Annotated in this window: 14 protein-coding genes and 3 pseudogenes; 2 read left to right on the forward strand and 15 right to left on the reverse strand. The window is 23.7% G+C overall.

The window, feature by feature from the left end; translation table 4 throughout:
- Positions 1–253 precede the first annotated feature (253 nt).
- A pseudogene (locus ACQH26_RS03190) lies at positions 254–507 on the forward strand (PPC domain-containing DNA-binding protein); the annotation flags it as partial.
- A gap of 127 nt (positions 508–634) precedes the next feature.
- On the opposite strand, the gene fba reads toward ACQH26_RS03190, so the two are convergent.
- The 14 genes from fba to ACQH26_RS03260 all read right to left on the reverse strand — a co-directional run bounded on the left by fba (position 635) and on the right by ACQH26_RS03260 (position 14999).
- Positions 635–1504, reverse strand: coding sequence for a class II fructose-1,6-bisphosphate aldolase (gene fba, locus ACQH26_RS03195; RefSeq protein ID WP_425382821.1), 870 nt, complete (start codon positions 1502–1504; stop codon positions 635–637).
- A gap of 137 nt (positions 1505–1641) precedes the next feature.
- A complete protein-coding gene (locus tag ACQH26_RS03200; RefSeq protein ID WP_425382822.1) occupies positions 1642–3246 on the reverse strand; it encodes a CTP synthase in 1605 nt (534 codons plus the stop codon).
- A gap of 36 nt (positions 3247–3282) precedes the next feature.
- Positions 3283–3690, reverse strand: a complete 408-nt coding sequence (rpoE, locus tag ACQH26_RS03205) for a DNA-directed RNA polymerase subunit delta (protein WP_425382823.1) — start codon at positions 3688–3690, stop codon at positions 3283–3285.
- 51 nt (positions 3691–3741) lie between these two features.
- Positions 3742–5382: an arginine--tRNA ligase gene (gene argS, locus ACQH26_RS03210; protein WP_425382824.1), complete on the reverse strand. Its 1641-nt coding sequence runs from the start codon at positions 5380–5382 to the stop codon at positions 3742–3744.
- An 83-nt stretch (positions 5383–5465) separates the two neighbouring features.
- Positions 5466–6557: a hypothetical protein gene (locus ACQH26_RS03215; RefSeq protein WP_425382825.1), complete on the reverse strand. Its 1092-nt coding sequence runs from the start codon at positions 6555–6557 to the stop codon at positions 5466–5468.
- A 31-nt stretch (positions 6558–6588) separates the two neighbouring features.
- A complete protein-coding gene (locus ACQH26_RS03220; protein WP_425382826.1) occupies positions 6589–7782 on the reverse strand; it encodes an HD domain-containing protein in 1194 nt (397 codons plus the stop codon).
- A 190-nt stretch (positions 7783–7972) separates the two neighbouring features.
- Entirely contained in the window at positions 7973–9418 is a 1446-nt protein-coding gene (gltX, locus tag ACQH26_RS03225; RefSeq protein WP_425382827.1) for a glutamate--tRNA ligase, read from the reverse strand.
- A gap of 80 nt (positions 9419–9498) precedes the next feature.
- On the reverse strand, positions 9499–10158 hold the full coding sequence (locus ACQH26_RS03230; protein WP_425382828.1) for a hypothetical protein: 660 nt from the start codon (positions 10156–10158) through the stop codon (positions 9499–9501).
- Positions 10159–10255: 97 nt separating this feature from the next.
- Positions 10256–10915 (reverse strand): hypothetical protein, encoded by a 660-nt coding sequence (locus ACQH26_RS03235; RefSeq protein ID WP_425382829.1) that lies wholly within the window; start codon positions 10913–10915, stop codon positions 10256–10258.
- Between the two features lie 14 nt (positions 10916–10929).
- On the reverse strand, positions 10930–11433 hold the full coding sequence (locus ACQH26_RS03240; protein ID WP_425382830.1) for a hypothetical protein: 504 nt from the start codon (positions 11431–11433) through the stop codon (positions 10930–10932).
- Positions 11434–11518: 85 nt separating this feature from the next.
- Positions 11519–12616: a redox-regulated ATPase YchF gene (gene ychF / locus ACQH26_RS03245; protein ID WP_425382831.1), complete on the reverse strand. Its 1098-nt coding sequence runs from the start codon at positions 12614–12616 to the stop codon at positions 11519–11521.
- Positions 12617–12648: 32 nt separating this feature from the next.
- Positions 12649–13137, reverse strand: coding sequence for an IS630 transposase-related protein (locus tag ACQH26_RS03250; RefSeq protein WP_425382832.1), 489 nt, complete (start codon positions 13135–13137; stop codon positions 12649–12651).
- A 220-nt stretch (positions 13138–13357) separates the two neighbouring features.
- On the reverse strand, positions 13358–13627 hold the full coding sequence (locus ACQH26_RS03255) for a hypothetical protein (RefSeq protein WP_425382833.1): 270 nt from the start codon (positions 13625–13627) through the stop codon (positions 13358–13360).
- Between the two features lie 251 nt (positions 13628–13878).
- Positions 13879–14999 (reverse strand): IS3 family transposase gene (locus tag ACQH26_RS03260; RefSeq protein WP_425382834.1). Its coding sequence is split into 2 segments (ribosomal slippage): positions 13879–14756 and positions 14756–14999, totalling 1122 coding nucleotides; the frame shifts between segments, so codons are not numbered across the junction.
- Between the two features lie 75 nt (positions 15000–15074).
- Between ACQH26_RS03260 and ACQH26_RS03265 the strand changes: the two are divergent.
- Positions 15075–15296 (forward strand): annotated as a pseudogene (locus ACQH26_RS03265) (transposase); the annotation flags it as partial.
- A gap of 42 nt (positions 15297–15338) precedes the next feature.
- On the opposite strand, the pseudogene ACQH26_RS03270 reads toward ACQH26_RS03265, so the two are convergent.
- Positions 15339–15485, reverse strand: a pseudogene (locus tag ACQH26_RS03270) (IS256 family transposase); the annotation flags it as partial.
- Positions 15486–15490 lie beyond the last annotated feature (5 nt).

Raw genomic sequence — 15490 nt, forward strand, 5'->3', positions numbered from 1 at the left:
TTCAACTTTATCACTTCCTTAGTTTAAATATTAGTTTTATTATACCTATTAATTTTAAAATTAATATATTTTCTTTTTAAAATAATTTTTATTACAAAAAAGAAAAATATTTTTTTCTTATAATAATCAATTTTAATCATTATTGCTATTAATAAATATGTTAAAATACTGCTAAAAGAAAGGTGAGATTCTTATTATGAAAATTAAAAAAATGATCGGAAATAAGTATGCATTAATTATTGAAAAAGATGAAATGATTATTAAAACTTTAGAGCAATTTGCTATTAAAGAAAACATAGGAATGGCACAATTCCAAATGATTGGTGCTATTACTAATGTCACTTTAGGCTACATTCCTAAAAAAAGTACTGATTATGTAAAAAAAATTTTCTTGAACAATATGAATTGTTATCAACAATTGGAACAATCATTTGAGATGAAAAAGATAGAAATAAACCAATTATTCATTGTCATACTACTTTTGGTGATGATAATTTTAATGTAATTGGTGGTCATATGTTAGAGGCGAAAGTTGCTATTAAGGCCGAAGTAATAATTGATATTTTAAGTAATGAAAAAATATCACAAGTTATTGATAATAAAAGTAATTTTCATATTTGAAATTTATCTTAATTTAAGATTTTCCTAATGAACCAAATTCTATTAATAATTCTTTAGCTTTAAGTTTAATTGCTTCCATTCCTAGCTTAAAAATTTTTCTAGGATCAAACCCTTTATCTTCATTAAGTTTTCCTTCCGTAACATATTTTTCAATAGCTGCGGCGAATACTTCTTGTAATTCAGTATTAACATTAATTTTACTAATTCCTAAATTAATAGCTTTTTTAACCTGATCTTTTGGAATTCCAGAACCACCATGTAATACCATTGGCTTATTTGAAGCTACTGATAAATTTTTTAACACATCAAAATTTAAACCATCTCAATTTTTAGGATACTTTCCATGAATATTATTTATTCCGGCTGCTAAAAAGTCAATTCCTAAAGCTGCTAATGATTTACAATCTTCCTCACTAGCAATCTCACCACTACCAATAACTCCATCTTCTTCACCACCAATAGTACCTGCTTCTGCTTCAACAGATGCATTTTTTTTCTTAGCATAAGTAACTACTTCTTTGGTACCTTTTATATTTTCATTAAAATCTAAATGAGAACCATCAAACATAACTGAACTAAAACCAGCATCTAATGCTTTCTTACAAGAATCTACTGATTGACCATGATCTAAATGTAATGCCACTGGAATAGTAATATTTAAATCATTCAATAACGCTAAAGTCATACTAACAACTGTGTTAAATCCACCCATGTATTTAATAGCACCTTCTGAAACACCTAAAATAACAGATGATTTAGTTTCTTGTGCAACTTCAAGAATAGATCTTGTTCATTCTAAATTATTAATATTAAAGTGAGCAACGGCATATTTACCTGCTTTTGCTTTATCAATCATATTTTTTGCACTAACAAATTTATTCATTTCTTTTCCTTCTTTCTTAAAATATTATAACCTTATATTATATATTTTCATAAAAAATCTAGTTGCATATATATTTTGAGAATATACAATTCATAAAAATTATAACAATTTTAAAATTAAATTTTCTTACTTTATCATTATTTTTTAATAATACTTTTAATTAATCCTAAAAATAAAGGATTTGGTTTATTAATTCTTGATGTGAACTCAGGATGAAACTGACTTGCAATAAAGAATGGATGTACTTCTTTTGGCAACTCAATCACTTCTACCAAATCTTCTTTATTATATATACCACTAAAAATTAATCCATTTTTTGCAAGTAATGTTTTATAACTATTATTAAATTCATAACGATGACGATGACGTTCAATAATAATAGTTTGTTTATAAAGAGATTTTGCTAATGAATCATTAATTAAAGTGGTTGGATAATTACCCAATCTTAAAGTTCCCCCAATTTGATCATTTTTATTTTTACCACGTAATAAATCAAAAATAGGGTTTTTAGTTTTTTCATTAAATTCAGTAGAATTAGCATCTTGTAAATTACATACATTACGAGCATATTCAATACAAGCTAACTGCATACCTAAACATAATCCCAAGAAAGGAATTTTATTAACTCGAGTATAATTAATTACATTGATTTTGCCTTCAACACCACGATTACCAAAGCCACCAGGAACAATTATTGCTTGGAAAGGAGAAAGCATAGAATTAATGTTTTTACTATTTAAACTTTCGGTGTTAATAATTTTATAATTAACTTTAGTATTAAGACTATAACCTGCAATTTTCAATGATTCAATTACTGATAAGTAAGCATCACTTAAATTCGAATACTTTGCCACAATACCAACAGTAACTTCTTGATTAATATTATCTAACTTTTTAACAATTGCATGTCATTCTGACATATCTGGTTTAGTTTTATTTAATTTTAATAATTCTGAAACTACTTCATCAATTTTTTGTTGTTCTAAAGATAATGGCACTTTATAAATATTATCACAATCAGGAATTGCTAAAACATGACTGCGTTTAATATTACAAAATAAAGATAATTTATCAAAAATATGATCAGGTGGCATAGTTTCACTACGACAAACCAAAATATCAGGTTGAATACCTAATGATAATATTTCTTTTACTGAATGTTGACTGGGTTTCGTTTTAAATTCACCAACCGAATGTAAATAAGGAATTAATGTAGTATGAATAACAATAACATTTTCATGACCTTTTTCGTTTTTAACTTGTCTAATGGCTTCAATAAAAGCTAATGATTCAATATCACCAACTGTTCCACCAATTTCGGTAATAATAACATCAGCCTTACTATTAATTGCGGAATTAAAAATATGTTTTTTAATTTCATCAGTAACATGAGGTACAACTTGTACAGTTTTCCCTTCATAAAAACCATCACGTTCCTTTTTTAAAACAGTTTGGTATACTTTTCCGGCAGTAATATTGGAGTCTCTAGTCAGATTTTCATCAATAAAACGTTCATAATGACCTAAATCTAAATCAGTTTCAGCACCATCACTAGTTACATATACTTCACCATGTTGATAAGGACTCATAGTACCTGGGTCAATATTAATATAAGGGTCAAATTTTTGCATAAAAATCTTAATATTTTTTTGCTTTAATATACGGCCAAGCGATGCTGCTGTAATTCCTTTACCTAAAGATGATACAACACCACCAGTAATAAATATATACTTTGAATTCATTAGTTTTCTCCTAAATATTAATTAATAATATCATTATTATTCATCATCATAACTATCTTCTAATGGTTTAATACTAATGGTATCTAAATCATCATCTTCATCTTCTACGTCTTCACGTAAATCTATAGTTTCATCATTATCTGTAACTGTTTCAGTACTATCAATTTCTTCTTTTATATTACTTGGAATTTCTACTCTTGTCATATGTTCTTTAATTTCCTCTAATGAAACTTCATTACGTGGATATCAAAGTTTATCATTTTTTAAGAAAAAATTGGTATTTAAAATAATTCCAGTATAAAGTTCACCAGCAATTTTTTCTTCATCTTCTTTAGAAATATTACATTGTTTTTTAACATGTGTTCAAATTTCATTAAAACTGCTTTTTTTCTTTTTGCATAAAAAACTATATGCTACTTCTACTAATGTTTGTTTGTTTTGCATTTCTTAATCACCTTCTAAATTGTATATTATAAATAATAAAAAATATATTTTTTACATCTTTTTAGGCGCATCCACACCAATTAAATTTAAAGCATTGGCCATTATTTGTTTTATTGCTAAAACTAATGTTAATCGTTGAATTGTTAATTGTTGATCTTCACTAATAACTTTATGTTTATTATAATAAGAATGAAATAACTTAGCTAATTTCTGAATATAATTTGTAAGTAAATGCGGTTGATGCTGTTTTTCAATTTTTTGCAAAATAATTATATATTCATCTAATGTAATCAATAATTCTTTTTCCTTTTGTTCTGTTAATAAATTAATACTATTTGCAATTTCAAATTTTGGATAATTCTCTATAATTTGATTTATACGTGCATGAACATATTGAGCATAATAAACAGGATTTTCGTTAGATTGTTGTTTAGCAAGTGCTAAATCAATATCAAGATGTGATTCAACTGATCTTGATACTAAAAAATAACGTAAAGCATCCTTTCCAATTAAATCTATCATATGTCTTAAAGTTATTGATGTTCCTGCTCTTTTTGACATTTTTTGTTCTTTGCCATTATCAATAACCTTTACCATTTGCATACATAAAATATCAAGTTTAGTGGCATCATTATTAAGCATATATAATCCTGCTTTAATTCGTGGAATATAGCCATAATGATCTGCTCCTCAAATATTAATTAACATATCACTACGTTGAAATTTAATATGATGATAAGCTAAGTCAGGAAGCATATATGTATAAGTTTTGTCTTTCTTAACAATTACACGATCTTTATCATCTTCAAATAAAGTAGTTTTTAAAAAAATAGCACCCTCAAGTTGATAAGTATTGCCTTGCATTTCAAATTGTTTGATTAAATTAGAAATAATATTTTCTTTATATAAAAATGATTCAGAAAATCAAATATTAATTTTAACTTTAAATTTTTTTAAATCTTTTTTAATTTCTGAAAGCATATAATTAATACCAAATTCTTTAAAAATTAAAGAAGAGGTTTCATCAAAAGGTTTATTTGAAAATTTATTACCATTTAATTTCAAAAATGATTGTGCAGCAGTTAAAATTTCAGAACCACGATAACTTTCTTTTGGTAATTCAACAGCATTGCCACAAAGATTTTGATAATTTATGAAAATTGAATTGGCCAAAACATTAATTTGATTACCAGCATCATTAATATAGTATTCTCTAACTATATTATATCCTCTATGTTCTAATATATTAGCTAAACTATCACCAATAGCCGCATTTCTTGCATGTCCTAAATGTAAAAGTCCGGTTGGATTAGCACTAATAAATTCAATATTATAAGTAATATTTTTTTTATTAGATTGACCATATAATGATTTCTCATTAATAATTTTCATTAATAACAAACTAAATACTTCAACATTAATATTAATATTAATAAAACCAGGAGTAATATAATCAATTTTTTTAATTAATGGGTGTTTCTGATCAATATTTTTAACTATAATTTCAGCAATGTCTAATGGTTTTTGTTTATATTTTTTTGCTAATATCATTGCTATTGATGTAGAATAATCACCTAAGTCATTATTTTTATTAATTTCAATAACAACCTGATTCAATTCTATTTCATAATTTGCAAATGCTACTGCATCAAGAATAATAGTAGTGAGTTCATTAATAACATAACTGTCCACAGTTCAGACCCCTTTCAATATCTAAAATATTATACTCATAAATTTAATTTATATCATATAAAAAAATAAAAATAAATACTTTTTTATAAAAGTTGCTCAATTGTATCATTAACATACTGTATAAATCCAATTCTGATTAAAAATTCCAAAATAGCAACATCATTGTAATTTAAATCAATTAATTCTTGATAGTTACCAAAAATTTGATTATCAAGTACATTTCTTAATTTATCATTAATTTTTTTTGGATCATCTTCGATCTTAATTCCTGAAACTTTAACTAATTCTAAATCAATTTTTTTTTGCATTTTAACTTTAGTATTATCATCTTTATATAATTCTATTAATTTTAAATATAATTCTTGTAATAAACTTAAAGCCTTGACAAAATTACTTAGTAATTCTTGTTCATTAATTATATACGAACTTAAATTATGAAAATAATTATGATTTATCTCAGCTTCATACCTTGCTGCTTGACCACCAGGATTAATTTGTTCAAAATAACGCAAACATTCTCTTAAGTTTAATAATATTTTACTCATTTCCTCACTTTCAACTCTTGTAGTACTAATTAATTTAATCAATCGTATTAAATTATGAAAATTAAATTTTTTCTTACTAGCTGAAGGTTCAACTTGAATATATTTTCTTAAACAATGCTTTAGTTTTAATTCTAACGATTGATATACTGAAAAAAGAGTAATATGAAAATTATCATATCCAATCCCTTTTTTAATATTTAAAATAGCGTTAACTGCATACATATTAGCACGATCATTATCATTACCCAAAACATTAGTTAAATGCAAAGTTCTTGGAAACTTATTAATCATTGTAAATAATGTTTCTTTAAATTTAATTTTTAACGTATTATCTTTAAATTTAATTTGATTTATTTTAACTGATTTTAAATCATTATATTCATTACCTATTATAAGGTAGGCAAAAATAGAAAAATAAACAATTACTTTTTCTTTAAAATTTATTCAAGTAAAATTTAAAGTTTTAATAGCATTTTCAATTTTTTCTTTATTAATTAATACGCCCAATATCACTATTACTTCTTGCGTTGCTAAGTGATACTCATGTGAATTTAAGTAAAAATCTCCTGGCGTTAAATCTAAAATATTTGGATACTCAAAAACTTTATTAATTGATTTTAAAATTTTCATAATTACCTCATTTTATAACACTTTTAAATTTCTATTTCTTTTTTAAAAAATAAATTGTATTTGGTGCTTTAATTGGATCTTGCAAAATTTGTGAGATTTTTTCTAAAGTAATATACTCTTCGTTTTTTGTTTTAATAATAATTGGATCTTTTTTAAAATAATAAAGTACATTTTTTAAATCTTGTTTAACCCCAATAACATTAGTGTTATTTTGACTTGTTAATAACAACAATTCATTTTCTCAGTTAAAACAAAATAAAATTACTTTTGATATTTTTACTAACTCATTATCTTTTTCAAAATTAATAATATCTTGCATTAACTTAATTAAAGTAGCATCTGTTCAATTTAAATATGTTTGTATTTCAACACTTTTTCCCTCAAAAATAGCAATAAAATCATGAATATTGACTTTAAATGAATAAGTTTTATCAAAATATAATTCAGTTATTCTTGAAAATAATTTTTGTAAATTAAGATCAAAAAGGATTCCACTTTTATGATAATAAACTTGAGAATACATATGGAACCTTGTGATTAAATAATTTTCAATAGCAGAAATTGCCTTGTATGAAAAAACTAAACCCTCTTTAATATCAATTATCATATTCGTAATAATTCAATCAATATCAATACTTCCATAACCAACTCCTGTAAAATATCCATCACGCATTAAATAATCAATACGATCACAATCTAATTGCGATGATACCAATTGAATTTGATATTTAGGATAATTTTTATAATCCTTCTTAAGGATACCAATAATAGCATTAATATTAATATTAAATTGTTTTAAAATCATGTTAATTTCAGTACTATTATCATTAATAATAGCACAAGTATAATCTTCATGAGTAAAATTTTCTTTTTTATTAACATTAAGGTTTATGATTTTTTCAAAAGTGTGTGAAAAAGGACCGTGTCCTAAATCATGTAATAAACCAGCAATTTTAATGTTTGTTTTTTCCTCTTTAGTTAGTAAAGAAGAACCTTCAACTTCACTAAGAACACGATTTAATATATGATAAACACCGATACTATGAACATATCTAGTATGAGTTGAATTAGGAAAAGCAATTTGCACACCACCAAGTTGATTAATTCATCTTAATCTTTGAAATTCTTTACAAGATATTAACGCCTGAATAACGGGTTCGTTGATATTAATATTTTTGTGTATAGCGTCACGAATAAAAGTTACTTTATAATTATTGCTTGACATAAATTTTAACCTCTCATTAATATCTTATAAATTTTAGGTATTATTAATTTTTTACTTTAATAGTAACATAATATAAAATTTTTCTTCTATTTTAATAATTATTTTGAGTAAAAAGAACAATTTTATAATTTTTATTTATAACAAAAGTAAATATTATATTTTCTATATAAGTAATAATAATTATTTTTCTTTAATATTTAAAATTTAATTTCACATTATTAATAATGGTATCATAACCTAATAGTTTAATGGTGCTAACTAAATCAGGTCCATGCATTTGTCCTGTCGTAATAATTCTAATTGGCATAAATAATAATTTACCGTTAACATTAATTTCTTTTTTAACTTCATTAATAATGTTTTTAATATTATCACTAGTTCAATTTTTACAATCAATAATCTTTTTAACAAATGCTGTACAAACTAAGTTACATTCATTATCATTCAAAAAAGTCTTTGCTTCTATATCTACCTTAAAATTATTTTTAAAAAATAAACTTACCAATTCATTAATTTGACTACCATATTCTAACTGTGATTGATAAATTAATAATACTTCTTTTCATCATTCAATAGTTTTGCTATTTCAATTATATTTTTCTTTAATAAAAGGTGTTACTAAAGCTAAGTATTGTTCAACATTTAATCTTTTAATATAATAATTATTCATTCACACTAATTTTTCTGGATCAAACATACTTGGTGCTTTACTTAAATATTTTGGGGTAAATAATTTAATTAATTGTTCTTTAGTATAAATTTCTTTTTCTTCATGCGAACTTCATCCTAATAAAGCAATAAAATTAAAAATTGCTTCTGGTAAATATCCTTCTTTACGATATTGATAAATAAATTGGATAATGCTACCATCACGTTTTGATAATTTTTTACGTTTATTATTAACAATTAATGTTAAGTGGGCAAAAATTGGCATTTTCCAATTAAAATATTCATAAATAACTAATTGTTTTGGTGTATTTGACAAATGTTCTTCACCACGAAAAACATGACTTATTTCCATTAAATGATCATCAATAACAACAGCGAAATTATAAGTGGCCACTCCATTTGATTTAATAATAATGTAATCTCCTAAATCTACTGAATTAAATTCAACATTACCACGAACTAAATCTTTAATTTTATAACTTTTATTAGTGGGAATTTTAACTCTAATAGCATATGAAATTTTATTTTGTAAATTTTCTTCAATTACAGACTGCTCTAATTTTGAACATGTTCCATCATACTGGAAAGCTAAAATATTTTTATCTGCTTGTTTCTTACGCATTTCTTCTAGATATTGAGGTGTACAAAAACAATAATATGCTTTTTTTTCTTTTATTAGTATTAATGCATGTTGAATATATATATTTAAACGTTTAGTTTGTTTATAAGGACCATATTTACCTGGTAAATCAATAGTTTCATCAGGAATTATTCCCATTCAACGTAAATTATCTAATTGTGAACTAATTCCATCTTCAATATTGCGTTCTAAATCAGTATCTTCAATTCTAACTATAAAATCTCCTTTGTTATTTTTTGCAAATAAATAATTAAATAATGCTGTTCTAGCACCACCAATATGTAAATACCCAGTAGGACTAGGTGCATATCGTACACGAATTTTCATATTTTCACCATCTTTATTAAATTTAAGATTTTTTAATCTTACTAACTTTTTTTCTACTTTATTAGTCTTTTTTTTAGAATTTAATTTTTTTTATTATTTTTAGAGGATTTCATTATTTTTTTACGATTAGTTTTAGATTGTAATTTTTCATTTACTTCTTCATCAAGAAAAATTGTAATAGTCTGTGTATCATTTGGATCAAATTCATTAGAACTTGGTAATGGTTGTTTTAATTCTGGTTCAAAATCAATTGCTTGTTCAATACGTTGACGATAAAAGTGATATGTTTGAACATTAATTAAATTTAATTTAAGTAATAAAATAACTGCTGCAACAAGTAATGCAAAATAAAAACCAAAAATTGATCAAACAATTGTTGAAGAAACTCAATTTCGATAATAAAAACTTGGTGTTTCAATTGTTCCACCCCTATTAGGTATTATTTGTGCACTATCATTACTTCATTCACAATAAAGCAATTGACCAGAAAAACTTATTAAAAATCCAACAACAAAAATTATAAAGTTTACAACTAAAAATACAAATTTAAAACGAGGAGATTTTTCAAGAAAAACTCTTGCCGTAAAAATACAACTTATCAACCCAAAACTACTTACAATCAAACCTATTATTGGTAAATAATAAACTGCAGTATAACTTGAAGGATTAAAACTTGGTGAAGGTTCTGCAATTTCAAAACCATAATAATATAAATCTTTTAAAACTGTATTTTTTGACAAAGCAATTAAAAAAAATAATTCATAAATAATAAATGTGCTTAATAATAAATAAAAACTAATAAACCACCAATTACGAATTCTCATAAATCTGCCCCCCTTATTTAATATTCAAAGTTTTTTTACTAAATCCCTTTTCTTGTTTTTTAATTTTTTTTAATTCTTGTTTTCTAATTCGTCTTTGTTTTTTTTCCATACTTCTAGTAGTATAAATTTCATAATCTGAGTTCATAAATGTAAACTTTCTACGCATAATTCAAAAAAATAGTTGTGTAATCAAAATTAAAAAAAGACTAAAAATAATAAATATTCTTGCAATAATTGGATTAATTCAATGATAATTTTCATTATATAATATTCCAGATTGTGAAATATAAGTTAATTGTACTTCTGAACTTAACATTACACCAAGAATTAATAATCAAAAAGCAGTATAAAACATTCTACTGCTATACTTTGAAGAGACAATACTTACTCTAGGAGCAAATATTAATAAAATCATACTTACAGTAATTGCAATTAAGCAAACAATTGGTGCATAAAATAAATTCAAAATAGGATAATTAAAATCAGTAAGTTTTACATTATATAATTTATATTTTGATACATTAATAGCAGCAAATAATGAAAAAATAAAAACTGATAAAAAAAGAACTATTGATATTGTCAAATAAACAAAATATGCATTTTTAGTCTTTTGTTCATATGGAATAAAACATGTTTCTTTGTTTTTAATATTATCTAAATCTTTAATTTTCATTATTTTCACCTACTTTATTTTTCATTAGGCAATTCTTCAACTACTAAAATTAGAATAATCGCTGCTATTACTTCACATATTCATACAATTAATGATATTAATGAAAAAAATAATAATACTGGTATTGATCAAAAAACTAGACTACCGCTTAATATTAATGTTGATAATATTAATGTTGAAATAGCGGTAATTCTAAATGAAGATTTCTTTTTAAGTTTCTTTGCTGGTATCATAAAACAAATAATACTGACTAAAATTGCAATTCCAACATATGATAATGATAAAGCTAATTGTAGTTTACTAAATTCAAACCCCATTTTTTGCCCAACAAATGCATTAACTATTAATAGTATTAAAAAAGCAATACTACCAATAATTTGCACAATTGGTGATCAAAAAAGTAAAGCTCTTGAAACTTTTATTTTATTAAGAACATCAAACTTTTTAGTTTTTTTATTTGGAACATAATTGTTTTCTTGAATGTCAGAATCAGGATTTTGTAAATTACTTTTTAACATAATAATTTTTTCCTTTCTTGCTAGTATATTTTCAAATTAATTATAACAAAACTATAACCTTTTTATAATTAATATTATCTTAAAACTAAACATTAAAAAGGAAATGACAAATATCACCATCTTCAACTATATAATTTTTACCTTCAACTCTCATTTTTCCCTTTTCCTGAACATTTTTTTCACTACCCAATAATTCTATATCTTGATAATTATAAACTTTAAGTCTAATAAAACCTTTCATGAAATCTGTATGAATGATACCAGCACACTCTGGTGCTTTCATTCCTTTAATAAAAGTTCAAGCATGAACTTCTTTGGGTCCAACAGTAAAATAAGTACCTAAATTTAATAGTTTATAAGTTGCTAATACAATTTGATCAATTCCTGATTCAAAAATATTTAACTCTTTAAACATTTCTTTTTTTTCTTCTGCTTCTAATTCAGAAAGTTCACATTCTGTCTTAGCACAAACAACAATTACAGTAATATTTTTTTTGTTCATATATTGTTGTAATTGTTCAACATATTTATTGGTTTTAGTTATTAAATCTTTTTCATTAATATTAGCAATAACAATTATTGGTTTAGCAGTTAAAAAATTATAAGGTTTAATCATTAGTAATTCTTCTGAACTTAACTTTTGATTGCGAATAGCAATACCATTGTTTAATTCATTATTAATTTTTTCTAATAAAGCTACCTCAGCAATACCTTGTTTATCTCTAGTTATTTGCGATTTTTTACGAACTTTTTCTTTTCGTTTACTTATTACTTCTTGATCAGCTAACATTAATTCCAATTCAATAATTTCAAAATCATTAATTGGATCAATTTTATTTTCAACATGAGTAACATTAATATCATCAAAACAACGAATAACTTCGCATATTGCATCAACCGTTCTAATATTGGCAAGAAATTGATTACCTAATCCTTCACCTTTACTAGCACCTTTGACAAGTCCGGCAATATCATGTAATTCTAAAATTGTTGGTACAACTTTTTGTGGATTAAAAATTTTTATTAAATTTAAAATTCTTGAATCATTGACTGGAACGCTACCAATATTTGGTTTTATAGTAGCGAAAGGATAATTTTCAATTAATACTTGTGAATTGGTAATGGCTTTAAATAATGTTGATTTACCTACATTAGGTAAACCAACGATACCGGCAGTTAACATATAATATACACCTGTTTCTTTTACTTATATGATTACATCGTATCATATAAATTATAAAGAAAAATATAAAATTCATTATCATCAATTCCAGATTCATCAATATATACTAAATCTTCATTCATTATTTTAGCTATTTCTTTTAAAAAATCTTCTTGTTTATTTTTATCTCTTTGTTCATATAGAAAATTTTTTTTATATGTATAATTTAGTTTTTTAAAATAGTTATAAACTGTTTCTTTAGTCATATTTCCAAATTTATCAATTACTTTTTGAACTGTAACATCTTTATTTTCTGCTAAATAATTTTTTAATTCATCTAAATCCTTTATTTTGTGGCTATGTCCTTTTTGATAATTCAAAATTGGTTTTATATGCCCAGTTTCTTTTTTTCTTTTTCTTCATAAAAATAAAGTCTTTCTAGTGATATTGAACACTTTACAAATTTCTTTAATTTTCATATTTTTACTTTCATAAGCTTCTATTACTTTTCTTCGTAAGTCTTCACTGTATGGTTTTGGCATAATTTAATCTTCCTAATCTATTTTAATTATTGCTGAATTGTACTTTTAAATTCAAAAACTGTTTAAATTACATATTATTATTTTACATTATTTATGAGTAAATATTACTTTAGTTAGCTATATATAATCATTTTACATTATTTTCGAAAAGATTCTAAACAGGTTCTTAGAAAAAGTAAGATTAAATGATTTACAATTATTAATTGTAATATCTCTTATTTTATAGTCTCATGTTTTTTTTTGAATTTAAATATTTAATAATAACAGTAAAATTATCTCTATTTTTTTGTAAAACCTTAAAATAGACTAATTCATTTTCTTTAATACCATCAATATTAACCAAACTATTAACTGCAATAATATCATTAACTTCTCATTTACCTAATTTTACTTTTGCTCTTTCTTCTGAAATTTTAAATGCATCAGATAATTCTTTTTGAAAACCTTCTGATAGTTTCTGATTTATTTTTAATATATTATTAGCTTTCATAAGTTTTAACTTTGCTATATTATGACTATCATTATCTTTAAGAATATTAGTTTGTAATATTTGTTCTTCTAATAAAAAGTGTTCTTCTAAACTAAATTTAGGTAAAATTTCTTGTTTTTCACTAGGAAAATAAACATTTACTAATTCATTAATTAATGTAGTAAAATCATACGATTTTCAAAATTTAACCCTTAAATCTTTTAATTCTTGTTTATATATTTTAAATTCTGGAATGGCAACACTTTTTAGGACTATTTTTTGGTAGACATTTGTTTTTGATAATTAACTGGAGTTAAGTAGTTTAAAGTGCTGTGGATTCTTATGTTGTTGTATCAATTGATGTAATCAAATAATTCTAATTTTAATTGGATTAATGATCTAAAATTTTTATCATTAATAAATTCAGTTTTGAAAGTTTTAAAAGTTGCTTCAGCAACAGCATTGTCATAAGGACAACCTTTTTTGCTTAAAGAGCGAGTAATATTGAATGCTAGTAAAAGTTTATCAATAATTTTATTATTAAATTCATTACCACAATCACTATGAAATATTTGAATATCTTTTAAACAGCGATTTGATTGCATAAATGCTTGATGTACTAATAAGGCATCTTTTCTAGTACCTACACTATGTCCAATAATTTCGCGGTTAAATAGGTCAATTAATAAGCAAATATAGTTTCATTTACCATTAACTTGAACATAAGTTAAATCACTGACAATAACTTCATTTTTAAGCCTATTATTAAAGTTTCTATTCACAAAATTAGTGATTTTTTCATCATTTACTTTGTTATTATGATTTTTGAATGATAATTTAGTGTATTTTGATATTAAATTATGCTTATTCATAATTTCTTTAATTTTTCGTCTTGATAAATAAATTTCTTGGTTTTCTAATATTACTTTTAATCTTCTTGTTCCATAAACACATTTATTTTCTTTAAAAGCACTAATAATAGCTTCATCATAAATATTATTTTGAATTTTATTTTCTTTTTTCTTTAAATTAAAATAATATGTTGATTTAGAAATTTTTAAAAAATGACACATTGTGCGAATTTTATATTTAAACTTATTGTTTGTAATAATTTCTATTTTCTGCCTATTATTAGTGCTGCTTGCTTTAAAATATCATTTTCCATTCGTAATTGTTTTAATTCTTTTCTTAATTTAATTAATTCATTTTCTTCAACAGAACGATTATCTTTAGCTTTAAAACTACCTGAATTAGTAAATTGCTTAATTCAATTATAAGTAGCTGCTCTTGTAACATTATATTCTTTAGCAAGGTAAGATACTGATTTGCCGCTTTGATATAAAGCTACTATTTGTTTTTTAAATTCATCGGTATATGAATTAATATTGGCCATAATTATAGTTCCTTTCTTTCAACTAATTTGTTCACTTGTCTACGTAATTAGTGTCCAATAAAGTGTAACCCATCCAAAGAATTAACAAAAAGATTAGTAGAAAAGATGTTAAATTCTGAAATGCAAAATTATTTAGGGTATGAAAAAAATCAACATAGTAATAGTGAAAATGCTCGTAATGGTATAAGTTCAAAAAAATTAATAACTCAACAAGGTAAAATTGAAATTAATGTACCAAGAGATCGTAATAGTGATTTTACTCCTGTAATAGTTGCAAAAAGACAGAGAAGATTTGATGAGGCTTTTATGTAATCTGTGTATCTTTGTTTTACAAAGTTACTAGTTCAGATTAATTCTATCTTCAAATTTTATCATAAAATGAGCAATTGCTGTATTTCAATTTTGAATGGGCATTGTTCATTTTTTTGTTATATTTTCAATTGCTAAGTAAAATATTTTGAAAACTGCCATATCATTAGGAAAAACTTTTG

Source organism: Spiroplasma endosymbiont of Melieria omissa (genome assembly GCF_964031175.1).
Classification (GTDB): domain Bacteria; phylum Bacillota_I; class Bacilli_A; order Mycoplasmatales; family VBWQ01; genus Spiroplasma_E; species Spiroplasma_E ixodetis_A.